Origin of the sequence: Candidatus Symbiopectobacterium sp. (assembly GCF_020054415.1) — a bacterium.
In the GTDB taxonomy this organism is placed as follows: domain Bacteria; phylum Pseudomonadota; class Gammaproteobacteria; order Enterobacterales; family Enterobacteriaceae; genus Symbiopectobacterium.
The window spans coordinates 1-10,242 of the sequence record NZ_JAHWCO010000324.1 but is presented as its reverse complement, the minus strand read 5'-3'; the positions used below and the strand labels follow the sequence as shown (position 1 = coordinate 10,242).

Here is a 10,242-nt window from a genome sequence, read left to right as displayed (position 1 = left end):
TCATGTAGCAGGGATTTTGCGGCTTCCACAGGGCTTGTACCGCGACAATACAGCACAGGAGGCAAACCGACTCTGCTGGGGATAAGCAAACGAGGTGATAAAAATTTACGCAAACTTCTGGTTCAATGTGCCCGCTCATTAATGATTCGACTTGAACATCAGCAGGGCAGGCTTGCTGAATGGGTTCGGGGGCAACTCGATAACAAACATTCAAATATTGTCGCCTGTGCTCTGGCAAACAAACTGGCGCGAATAGCCTGGTCAATCACAACTAATCGCAATGAATATCAGGCCTGATGTTATATATAACTACATCAATAAACTGATTATTAAGTAATTAAACAGCAGTTACCTATCTGGTTTTGCGAATACTGATTATTGATGACATGAACGGCATATCGGCCTGCTGAAAAACCTGACGACAAAAATGGCTCACTGAAGCCGAGGGCCTTTTCAGATTCACCAGGCGCGGAACTCATCGAGGCGCGGGCATCTCGCCCACAGAGACGCCGGATAGATTGAAGCAAACCCACTATTAGTCAAAAATCAGTGTTGCAAAAATGGGGGTGACTATAGATTCTTGTCGCGGGCAGCGAAGCGAGCGCACGCTATGCGGAAGAAGCGGGTAACGCAGGTTGCCTTGTGATTGATAGCAGCGATCTGTTCGCGCTGGAGCAGGATGTCCCGTTGGTGGTGCCTGGGGTCAACAACCATGTGCTGGCGGATTACCGTAATCGCAATATCGTCGCGGTGGCAGACAGTCTGGTGAGTCAGCTGCTGCTGGCTATTAAGCAGCTGATCGAGCAAGCCGGGCTGTCACGTCTTCACGTCACCAATCTGCTCTCTGTGTCTGCGCTGGGCAAAGTGGCGGTAGACGATTTGGCCGGGCAGAGTGCCCGTTTGCTGAACGGCATTCCACCGGAACCGTGCTTTTTTGCCAAACAGCTGGCGTTTAATGTGCTGCCGTTTCTGGCGGATGGGCAAGGCAGTGTGGCACAAGAGCGTCGACTGGTGTATCAAGTGCGTAAGGTGTTACAGGACGAAGGGCTGCCTATCTCCGTCAACTGCTTACAGGCTCCGGTGTTTTACGGCCACGCACAGGTCGTGCATCTTGAGGCATTACGACCGCTGTCTGCGGAGGAAGCACGGGATGAGCTCGCACGCGCTGAATATGTTCAGCTCAGCGATGAAGACGACTACCCGACGCAAGTGGAAGATGCTTCTGACAACGTTCAACTCAAGATTGGTTGCCTGCACAATGATTACGGTATTCCCGAACTGCTGCAATTCTGGTCGGTTGCGGATAACGTACGCTTCGGCGGCGCGTTGATGGCGTTGGAAACGGCAGAACGGCTGGTGCAGGAGTATCTGGAGTAATGTCAGACAGTAATTTGCCGCAGCAGTCTGCTGGTATCAAGGTGGCGCTGGGCGTTGAGTATGACGGCAGCCGCTATTATGGCTGGCAGCGTCAGGCTGAAGTAGAGAGCGTGCAAGGGCATCTGGAACAGGCGCTGAGTAAAGTGGCCGATGAGCCGATTACCGTGTTTTGCGCCGGCAGAACCGATGCCGGCGTGCACGCTACCGGACAAGTAGTGCACTTCACCACCCAGGCTCAGCGCAAAGATGCCGCCTGGACCATGGGCGTTAATGCCCATTTGCCAGCAGATATCGCCGTGCGCTGGGTGAAAACCGTCGATGATGATTTTCATGCGCGTTTCAGCGCCACGGCACGTCGCTATCGGTACCTTATCTATAATCATCGCCTGCGCCCGGCGGTACTGGCGCGTGGCGTAACGCAGTTCCACTTCCCGTTGGATGCGGCGCGCATGGAACGCGCAGGGCAAAGCCTACTGGGTGAGAATGATTTTACCTCGTTTCGCACCGTGCAATGCCAATCGCGCACGCCGTGGCGCAATGTAAATCATTTAAAGGTTACGCGTCATGGCGCTTACATCGTGGTAGATATTAAAGCCAATGCGTTTGTTCATCATATGGTGCGCAATATCGTTGGTAGCCTGATGGAAGTGGGATGTGGTAATCAGCCTGAATCCTGGATAGCCGAACTGCTGGCGGCTAAAGATCGCATGCTGACTGCCGCCACGGCGCGCGCCGACGGTCTTTATCTGGTAGCAGTAGATTATCCGGCACGTTTCGAACTGCCCGTTGCGCCAATGGGCCCGCTGTTTCTGGAAGATTGACCAGTGGCAGGCGGTTGTATCGCACCACTCTAAACACGAGAGGATTCTCACGGCATTGCGCCGTGAAACATGCACATGATGGAACTTGTCGCGTTTATACGCTTTATCATCGATTTTATTCTGCATATTGACGTTCACCTTGCGGAACTGGTTGCGCAATACGGTGTCTGGATTTATGCCATTCTGTTTTTAATCCTGTTTTGCGAAACAGGTCTGGTGGTGACGCCATTTCTGCCGGGGGATTCCCTGTTGTTTGTCGCTGGCGCGCTGGCGGCGTTGCACACTAACGATCTGGATGTGCACACCATGGTGGCGCTGATGGTTGTGGCGGCCATACTGGGGGATGCGGTCAATTACACCATCGGGCGTTTGTTCGGGGAAAAGCTGTTCAATAACCCAGATTCGAAAATTTTTCGCCGCAGTTATCTGGATAAAACGCATCAATTTTATGCCCGTCACGGCGGTAAAACGATTATTCTGGCGCGCTTCGTACCGATTGTGAGAACATTCGCGCCGTTTGTCGCCGGTATGGGGCATATGCGCTACCGCCATTTTGCTCTCTATAATGTGGTAGGAGCATTACTGTGGGTATTACTGTTTACCTACGCAGGTTACCTGTTCGGCTACCTGCCGATTGTGCAAGAAAACTTGAACTTATTGATTGTCGCGATTATTTTTATCTCTATTTTGCCAGGGATCATTGAAATCTGGCGGCATAGACGAGCGGCGGCCCGGGTGAAGAGCGCGTCGGGTTCACAAGAATAAACGCGGTAATCGCTCCGGTTTGACCAGTTTTCTATCCACAGTCCCGGAGTGTTATGGTTTAATGAGCGGCATTTATGGTCTGCCCCTGATGACGACCTGCGCTATCGGTGCCTTGCAATTCGGGTGTAAACACCGGTTCAGGCTGCGGTAAACGGGCGTAGTGACGGGGAAGAGCGGACTGGCCACGGCCAGGTTCAAGCAGAAAGGTTATCAATGAGCTGGATTGAACGAATTCTTAACAAGAGCAACATTACACCGACCCGCAAGGCCAATATTCCTGAAGGGGTATGGACCAAATGTGACAGTTGTGGTCAGATGCTTTATCGCGCTGAATTGGAGCGTAACCTTGAGGTGTGTCCCAAGTGCGACCACCACATGCGACTTTCTGCCCGTACGCACTTGAATGCGTTTCTGGATAAGGACAGCGTGGTTGAACTGGGTAGTGAGCTGGAGCCCAAGGATGCGCTGAAGTTCAAAGACTCGAAGAAATACAAAGATCGTCTGGTTGCTGCACAAAAGCAGTCTGACGAAAAAGACGCGTTGGTGGTGATGAAAGGCACGTTGTATGGCATGCCGGTGGTTGCTGCTTCCTTTGAGTTTGCCTTTATGGGCGGTTCCATGGCCTCTGTGGTCGGCGCGCGTTTTGTGCGTGCGGTTGAGCAGGCGTTGGAAGATGGCTGTCCGCTGGTGTGTTTCTCCGCCAGCGGCGGTGCGCGTATGCAAGAAGCGCTGATGTCGCTGATGCAAATGGCGAAAACCAGCGCAGCGTTGGCAAAAATGCGCGAGCGCGGTCTGCCCTATATTTCGGTGTTGACCGACCCGACCATGGGCGGTGTTGCCGCCAGTCTGGCGATGCTCGGCGATTTGAATATTGCTGAACCGAAAGCGCTGATCGGTTTTGCCGGTCCGCGCGTTATCGAACAGACGGTACGTGAAAAATTGCCGCCAGGTTTCCAACGCAGTGAATTCCTGCTGGAAAAAGGGGCGATTGACATGATCGTGCGCCGCCCGGAAATGCGCTTTAAGTTAGCCAGCATACTGTCTCGGCTGACCAACCACCCCGAGCCGGCGGACACCGCTGAGGTTCGTCCGCCGGAAGTGACCACTGAACCGCAGGATGATGCGCAATAAGTGACACGTGAACAGGGTGCAGCAGGATTGTGCTTAGGCCGTTCTGTGCACCCTGTATCAATGAACCGTAAGCCAGTGAACGGGACTCATGGAAAATCTTCTCATTCCCCAAGCCACGTCGCCTTTGGCCGCGTGGCTTCATTATCTGGAGCACCTGCACACCACTGCCATTGACATGGTATTGACGCGTGTTAAACAGGTTGCCGACCGTCTTCACCTGCTGCGTCCGGCCCCAACGGTGTTTACCGTCGCGGGTACCAACGGAAAAGGCACTACCTGTTGTACGCTGGAAGCCATTTTGATGGCGGCGGGTTTACGTGTCGGTGTTTACAGTTCTCCCCATCTGTTGCGTTATACCGAGCGTGTGCGCATCCAAGGCCAGGAATTGCCGGAAAGCGAGCACACTAAGGCGTTTGCAGAGATCGAGGCAGGGCGTGGCGATGTCTCATTGACCTATTTCGAGTTTGGCACCCTTGCGGCACTGCATCTGTTCAGGCAGGCAAATCTGGATGTGGTGATTCTGGAAGTCGGGTTAGGTGGGCGTCTGGATGCCACCAATATTGTGGATGCTGACGTGGCGGTGGTGACCAGTATTGCGCTCGATCATACTGACTGGTTAGGGCATGACCGCGAAAGTATTGGTCGCGAAAAGGCCGGTATCTTCCGCGGTAATACTCCTGCCGTGGTGGGTGAGCCGGATATGCCCGCCTCTATTGCTGCTGTGGCCGAAGAGAAAGGGGCATTGTTGTTCAGGCGTGATCGTGATTGGCATTTTGCGCTGGAAGGCGACGGCTGGTATTGGCAATCGGCTTACGGAGAGCGCATGACGCTGCCCCTGCCGAACGTACCGTTGCCCAATGCTGCTACGGCGCTGGCCGCGCTGCGCCAGGGGCCGATTGATGTCTATCTGGCTGCTGTCGAACAGGGGTTGCGTCGCGCGGCGTTACCGGGCAGGTTCCAAACGGTGAGTGAACAGCCGAAACTGATTCTGGATGTCGCACATAATCCCCATGCAGCAGCCTATCTGGCCGGGCGATTGGCGCAGTTGCCAAAAACGGGCAAAGTACGTGCGGTGATTGGTATGCTGGACGATAAAGATATTCCCGGTACGCTGGCGCACCTCAAGCCCGTGGTGGATGAATGGTATTGCGCCCCGTTGGAGGGGCCACGTGGTGCCAGCGTTGAGTTGATAGCGGCCCACCTGGAGCGATGCCGGTCGTTTAACGGTGTCGCGACCGCCTGGCATCAGGCGATGCAAGATGCAGATACGCAGGATACCGTCGTGGTGTGCGGATCTTTTCATACGGTAGCGCATGTGATGGAAGCGCAGGAGGAGAGGGGGTCGAATGGCAAGTAAGTTTCAAAACCGTCTGGTCGGCACCATTATTCTGGTGGCGTTGGGCGTTATTGTGCTGCCAGCGCTGCTGGACGGCAAAAAGAAACATTACGAAGATGAGTTTGCCGCGATCCCGCTGGTGCCAAAGCAGGGTGACAGTACGGAAGCCGAATCGCTGCCTTCACTGAATCAGTTGTTGCCCAGTCAGCCGCCGGAAGGGGCACAGCAGGCGATGCAAGGACAACCGGCTCTGGGCGGTGTGACCGCACCTGAGGATGATGGCACTATGCAGGTACCGCCGAGCAGTACGCCACCGTCGCCTTACGCACCGATAGAAATTGCCTCGACCGCTGTGGCGGCGCGCCCGGTACCCCCTAAAGTGGACGTGAAGCCGGAAACCAAACCCAAGGCGAAGCCAGAAATTAAACCGGAAGTGAAAGCTGAGCCGAAACCGGAAAACAAGCCGGCAATTCCTACACCGCCGCCGGCAGCGCAACCGGAAGTGAAGCAGGAAGCCGCGCCCGCGGTACAAGCTTACGTGGTGCAACTGGGCGCACTGAAAAATGCGGATAAGGTGAATGAAATTGTTGCCAAGCTGCGCCTGTCGGGATACCGCGCCTATACGGTGCCGTCGACACCCGTCGCGGGGGAAATAACCCGCATTTACGTCGGGCCGGATGCTTCAAAACAGAAATTACAGTCTGCCCTCGGCGAACTGCAACATCTGAGTGGGCTGACTGGGCAGGTCAGGAACTACAGCGCACGTTAAGGGTTGCCAGAGGGCTAATTCCGCTGATGTTGTTGGGAAAGTCGACTAAAATGGTCATCCTCGCCCACCGCGTCATTTCCGTGCAGGCGGGAATCTTTTGCAGAAGTCACGTCTGCTTCTGCGGGAGATCCTCCGCCTACGCGGAGGATGACGAGGAAAAAAAGTGACTTTGTCAGTACACCTCCAGCAAATTCACCTATCGGTGAAATCGTTGGGAAATAGGCTACGCAAACGTTTTCTTTTTCTGTTAGAATGCGCCGCGAACAGGATGATGATCGGCGCTACGCTCTCTTGAACTGGCGGTAATGACTGCTGGTGTGAGAGAGATTGTGTTGGCATCGTTCGTGAGTGAGAGAATTCATGGTTTGGGTTGATTACGTCATCATTGGCATTATTGGTTTCTCAGCGCTGGTCAGTTTGATCCGGGGCTTTGTTCGTGAGGCGCTTTCGCTGATCACCTGGGGCAGTGCATTCTTTGTTGCCATCCATTATTGCCCATACCTGTCGGTCTATTTCACGCGTTTTGAAGACGAGCTGGTGCGCAACGGGGTTACTATCGCCATTCTGTTTATTGCGACATTGATTGTGGGAGCTATCGTCAACTATGTGATTGGTTCACTGGTTGAACGAACCGGGCTTTCAGGCACCGATAGAGTACTGGGCATTTGCTTTGGTGCATTGCGCGGTGTGTTGATTGTCTCTGCATTGCTGTTCTTTTTGGATACCTTTACCGGTTTTTCACAAAGCGACGACTGGAAACGGTCTCAGCTTATCCCGCAGTTTAGCTATATCATCAGGTGGTTTTTCGACTACCTGCAAAGCACGTCAAGTTTCTTGCCGCAGCACATAGAGCTGCGGTAGCGCTGATGAGGAAAAGACAACATGTGCGGTATTGTAGGTATCGCCGGTTTTACACCGGTAAACCAGTCGATTTATGACGCGTTAACGGTGTTACAGCACCGTGGACAAGATGCCGCAGGCATCGTCACCATCGACCCCATGAACTGCTTCCGCCTGCGTAAGGCGAACGGCCTGGTGAAGGACGTATTCGAGGCGCGCCACATGCAGCGCCTGCAAGGCAATATGGGCGTGGGGCATGTGCGTTATCCTACCGCGGGCAGCTCCAGCGCATCGGAGGCCCAGCCGTTTTATGTCAATTCCCCGTTTGGCATCACGCTGGCGCACAACGGTAACCTGACCAACGCTCATGAACTGCGCAAACAGCTGTTTGAGCAAGGGCGTCGCCACGTTAACACCACCTCTGATTCCGAGATCCTGCTCAATATCTTTGCCTGCGAGTTGGATCGTTTCCAACACTACCCGCTGGATGCCGACAACGTGTTTGCTGCCGTTGCCGCCACTCATAAAATGATTCGCGGTGCCTATGCGTGCGTTGGGATGATCATCGGGCACGGTTTGTTCGCTTTCCGCGATCCAAACGGTATCCGTCCGTTGGTGATTGGCAAGCGCGAACTGGCAGATGGCCGCATCGAGTATATGGTGGCCTCGGAAAGCGTGGCGCTTGATACCCTTGGCTTTGAGTTCTTGCGTGACGTAGCGCCGGGAGAGGCGGTTTACATCACTGAGAAAGGGCAATTGTTTACGCGCCAATGCGCCGAGAACCCGAAAAGCAATCCATGCCTGTTCGAGTATGTCTATTTTGCTCGCCCAGACTCTTTTATCGACAAAATTTCGGTCTACAGCGCCCGCGTGCGCATGGGCCAAAAGCTGGGCGAGAAGATTGCCCGCGTGTGGGAAGATCTGGATATCGATGTGGTAATTCCTATCCCGGAAACCTCCTGCGATATCGCTTTGGAGATTGCGCGCATTATCGATAAGCCGTACAGCCAGGGCTTTGTGAAAAACCGCTATGTTGGCCGTACCTTTATCATGCCGGGTCAGGAACAGCGTAAAAACTCGGTGCGCCGCAAACTGAACGCCAACCGCGCCGAGTTTCGTGACAAAAACGTGCTATTGGTGGATGACTCCATCGTGCGCGGCACCACTTCGGAGCAAATTGTCGAGATGGCGCGTGAAGCGGGTGCGCGCCGCGTCTATCTGGCCTCAGCCGCGCCGGAAATTCGTTTCCCCAACGTGTATGGCATTGATATGCCGAGCGCCAATGAGCTGATTGCCCACGGTCGCGAAGTGGAAGAGATTCGCCAGATTATTGGTGCCGACGCCCTGATTTTCCAGGATCTCGACGATCTGATCGCTGCCGCGCGGGAAGAAAACCCGGATATCGTGCAATTTGAATGCTCGGTATTTAACGGTGTCTACGTGACCAAAGATGTCGATCAAGGTTATCTCGACTATCTGGAAGGATTGCGTAATGACGATGCCAAAGCGCTGCGCAGCCAGAACGAAGTCGAAGATCTGGAGCTGCATAACGAAGGCTGATGTCATTCAAGGAGAAAGCTGGGGATCTCTGTGCGAAGAAACAGGTTCCTTCTGTAAGAGATTCCTACCTGCGTGGAAATGACTGACTTGTTAGCAACAAAGGGAGGTGCGTAAGCGCCTCCCTTTGTTGCTTATTGAGCGGGGATAAGGCAAAGTCTGCCCGTAATCCTTTTTGCACAGCAGCATCTCGAGGTTTGGCATGAAACGACTCATCATTGGACTTTCCGGTGCCAGCGGCACGGTTTATGGCGTGCGCCTGTTACAGGTGTTACAACCGTTGGACGACGTGGAAACCCATTTGATCATGAGCCCGGCTGCCCGACAAACGCTGACGCTGGAGAGTGATTTCAGCGTACGCGATGTGCAGGCATTGGCGGACGTGGTGCATGACAGTCGTGACATTGCGGCCTCGCTGTCGTCCGGTTCATTTCGTACCGCGGGAATGGTAATTCTCCCCTGTTCCATCAAAACCCTTTCAGGGATTGTGCACAGCTACAGTGATAACCTATTGATTCGTGCCGCAGACGTAATATTAAAAGAGCGTCGTCCGTTAGTGTTGTGCGTGCGTGAAACCCCGTTGCACCTCGGGCACCTGCGCCTGATGACGGCAGCAGCAGAAATGGGAGCAGTGATCATGCCGCCCGTTCCCGCGTTTTATCACCGTCCGCAAACCTTGCAAGAAGTGGTGGATCATACGGTCAACCGTGTACTCGATCAGTTTGATATTGCGTTGCCTGAAGCGCTGTTCACACGCTGGCAGGGCAGTTAACGCCGCCCAACCGTAAAAACACACCAATCAGGTGCAATTCCTCTCATCTTTTCCCTCGCTTTCTTGCCTGTCTGCGCAAGGTTTGCACTACACTTAAGCGATGATGCGTTGTTATGGTGCAAATGTTGATTGATTTGCACCAAAATGTTGCCGGGGAAGCGCGCCGTCTCTTTCCTGATCAACACACTCATCATCACCCTCATCAGGGTGCCCCTATCACTACGCGCCTGCGGCAGATTTCGGATTTATCCGCATTATGTTGCAACTATGGCGTGGATTTTGCGTGGTTTCTGCTGATGAGACTGGCGGCGCTGGCATCCCTTTCGCGCAAGAGCGCGCAGGCGTCTGACCGCATCTTTACGCTTAGTGATATTCATTCTTTTTGATCATGATTCCATCAAGATAAGGGTTGCGAAATGAAAAAATTATTCAGAATTCTGCCGTTGGCCTTAGTTATTGCTGCGGGAGGCGCGCTGGCCGATGTTCCCAAGAATCTCAAAATCGGCACCGACCCGACGTATGCACCCTTTGAGTGGCTTTGTTGAATAATAGTGATTCATGCTGTTTTACCAAGCCAGTTTTGGTAGAAAATGCTTGTCCCCTCAGGTGTACAGCTTTCTCATGATGACTAACTGCATGATTTTGCTGGATTTATTGAATAATAGGGAATAATGCTGTTATGACACGCCTGTTTTGGATTAAAATGCTGATCGCTCCGGGATGCATCACCACGCTCTGGATTTAACATACTGATTTTACGTCAAGGGAATCCGCAGCCTTTATGGCTACGCAGCATAATATCGGCTTTGTTGAATAAATAGATTTTATGCTGGCAGCCCAGTGAAACGACGGATCCTCGCAACGTAAAATCATG

Annotated in this window: 10 protein-coding genes and 2 pseudogenes; all 12 read left to right on the top strand. The window is 53.4% G+C overall.

What is annotated here, in order from left to right; all coding sequences use genetic code 11:
- The coding region (locus QZ506_RS09485) for a transposase (protein ID WP_291970630.1) at nucleotides 1-297 on the top strand (297 nt) is incomplete at its 5' end.
- Between the two features lie 285 nt (nucleotides 298-582).
- A pseudogene (locus QZ506_RS09480) lies at nucleotides 583-1,377 on the top strand (aspartate-semialdehyde dehydrogenase); the annotation flags it as partial.
- Entirely contained in the window at nucleotides 1,377-2,198 is an 822-nt protein-coding gene (gene truA / locus QZ506_RS09475) for a tRNA pseudouridine(38-40) synthase TruA (RefSeq protein WP_291970628.1), read from the top strand. The pseudogene QZ506_RS09480 and the gene truA, both read left to right, overlap by 1 nt.
- Nucleotides 2,199-2,276: 78 nt before the next feature.
- Nucleotides 2,277-2,963: a DedA family protein gene (locus tag QZ506_RS09470; RefSeq protein ID WP_291970632.1), complete on the top strand. Its 687-nt coding sequence runs from the start codon at nucleotides 2,277-2,279 to the stop codon at nucleotides 2,961-2,963.
- A 213-nt stretch (nucleotides 2,964-3,176) separates the two neighbouring features.
- The gene (accD, locus tag QZ506_RS09465; protein ID WP_291970626.1) at nucleotides 3,177-4,094 is read left to right on the top strand and encodes an acetyl-CoA carboxylase, carboxyltransferase subunit beta; all 918 of its coding nucleotides are present in this window, start codon (nucleotides 3,177-3,179) and stop codon (nucleotides 4,092-4,094) included.
- An 88-nt stretch (nucleotides 4,095-4,182) separates the two neighbouring features.
- Nucleotides 4,183-5,451: a bifunctional tetrahydrofolate synthase/dihydrofolate synthase gene (gene folC, locus QZ506_RS09460; RefSeq protein WP_291970625.1), complete on the top strand. Its 1,269-nt coding sequence runs from the start codon at nucleotides 4,183-4,185 to the stop codon at nucleotides 5,449-5,451.
- Nucleotides 5,441-6,199, top strand: a complete 759-nt coding sequence (gene dedD / locus QZ506_RS09455) for a cell division protein DedD (RefSeq protein WP_291970622.1) — start codon at nucleotides 5,441-5,443, stop codon at nucleotides 6,197-6,199. Before folC ends, dedD begins: the two co-directional genes overlap by 11 nt.
- A 360-nt stretch (nucleotides 6,200-6,559) precedes the next feature.
- Entirely contained in the window at nucleotides 6,560-7,060 is a 501-nt protein-coding gene (gene cvpA / locus QZ506_RS09450; protein ID WP_291970620.1) for a colicin V production protein, read from the top strand.
- Between the two features lie 21 nt (nucleotides 7,061-7,081).
- Nucleotides 7,082-8,599 (top strand): amidophosphoribosyltransferase, encoded by a 1,518-nt coding sequence (gene purF, locus QZ506_RS09445; RefSeq protein WP_291970618.1) that lies wholly within the window; start codon nucleotides 7,082-7,084, stop codon nucleotides 8,597-8,599.
- A gap of 199 nt (nucleotides 8,600-8,798) precedes the next feature.
- Nucleotides 8,799-9,368, top strand: a complete 570-nt coding sequence (locus QZ506_RS09440) for a UbiX family flavin prenyltransferase (RefSeq protein WP_291970616.1) — start codon at nucleotides 8,799-8,801, stop codon at nucleotides 9,366-9,368.
- Nucleotides 9,369-9,481: 113 nt separating this feature from the next.
- Nucleotides 9,482-9,754: a hypothetical protein gene (locus tag QZ506_RS09435; RefSeq protein WP_291970613.1), complete on the top strand. Its 273-nt coding sequence runs from the start codon at nucleotides 9,482-9,484 to the stop codon at nucleotides 9,752-9,754.
- Nucleotides 9,755-9,784: 30 nt separating this feature from the next.
- Nucleotides 9,785-9,901 (top strand): annotated as a pseudogene (locus QZ506_RS09430) (histidine ABC transporter substrate-binding protein HisJ); the annotation flags it as partial.
- Between the last annotated feature and the right edge of the window lie 341 nt (nucleotides 9,902-10,242).